Origin of the sequence: Acinetobacter lwoffii (assembly GCF_024129115.1) — a bacterium.
Classification (GTDB): Bacteria; Pseudomonadota; Gammaproteobacteria; order Pseudomonadales; family Moraxellaceae; genus Acinetobacter; species Acinetobacter lwoffii_T.
Genome location: NZ_JAMXXO010000059.1, coordinates 1 through 1,316 on the forward strand (window position 1 = coordinate 1; position 1,316 = coordinate 1,316).

A 1,316-nucleotide genomic window follows, 5' to 3' on the forward strand; every position below is an offset into this window, starting at 1 on the left:
ATTGGCGGCGAATGGGTCGCTCCGGTCAAAGGTGAATACTTTGACAACATCTCTCCGGTAGATGGCAAAGTCTTTACCAAGGTTCCGCGTTCTTCTGTAGAAGACATTGAATTGGCCCTGGATGCAGCACACAACGCCAAAGAACAATGGAACAGATCATCGCCGACCACCCGCTCCAATATCCTGTTGAAAATTGCAGATCGTCTGGAACAAAATCTGGAACTGCTGGCTGTGGCAGAAACCTGGGACAACGGCAAACCGATCCGTGAAACGCTGGCTGCCGATATTCCGCTGGCTATTGACCATTTTCGTTATTTTGCCGGCTGTATCCGTGCCCAGGAAGGCGGCATTTCCGAAATTGATGAAGATACCATCGCCTACCATTTTCATGAACCGCTTGGTGTAGTCGGACAAATCATTCCCTGGAACTTCCCGATTCTGATGGCCGCCTGGAAACTGGCACCTGCCCTGGCTGCAGGCAACTGTATTGTGCTGAAACCTGCAGAACAGACCCCGGTCAGTATTCTGGTGCTCGCTGAACTGATTCAGGACATTTTGCCACCGGGCGTGTTGAACATCGTCAATGGCTACGGGGTCGAAGTCGGCCGTCCGCTGGCGACCAATCCCCGTATTGCCAAGATTGCCTTTACCGGCTCGACTGCCGTCGGCCAAATGATAATGCAGTATGCAACTGAAAATATTATTCCGGTAACGCTGGAACTTGGCGGTAAATCACCGAATCTGTTCTTTGCTGACATTATGGATCAGGAAGACGATTATCTGGACAAAGCTCTGGAAGGCTTTGCCATGTTTGCCCTGAACCAAGGTGAAATCTGCACCTGTCCATCGCGTGCGCTGATCCAGGAAAGTATTGCTGACGAATTTCTGGCGCGTGCCGTTGAACGGGTGAAACGGATTAAAACCGGGCATCCGCTGGATACTGACACCATGATTGGCGCGCAAGCCTCACAGGAACAGCAGGACAAGATTCTGGGCTGTATTGCCACTGGTCGTGAAGAAGGCGCACAGATCCTGACTGGTGGTGAAGCACGTCAGGAAGTGGGTCAAGGTTTCTATATTGAGCCGACCATCTTTAAAGGCACTAATGACATGAAGACCTTCCAGGATGAAATCTTCGGGCCTGTATTGGCTGTGACCACCTTTAAAGACTTTGATGATGCGATCAAGATCGCCAATGATACAATTTATGGACTCGGTGCCGGTGTCTGGTCACGCTCAGCGCATACCTCTTACCGTGCAGGCCGTGCTATTCAGGCAGGTCGGGTCTGGACTAACTGTTATCACATCTACCCTGC

General features: G+C 51.2%; 1 protein-coding gene. It reads left to right on the top strand.

All coding sequences use genetic code 11. The features are described 5' to 3' along the window. A partial coding sequence (locus tag NI470_RS15655) for an aldehyde dehydrogenase family protein (protein WP_253149021.1) occupies positions 1 to 1,316 on the top strand: 1,316 nt, incomplete at both ends.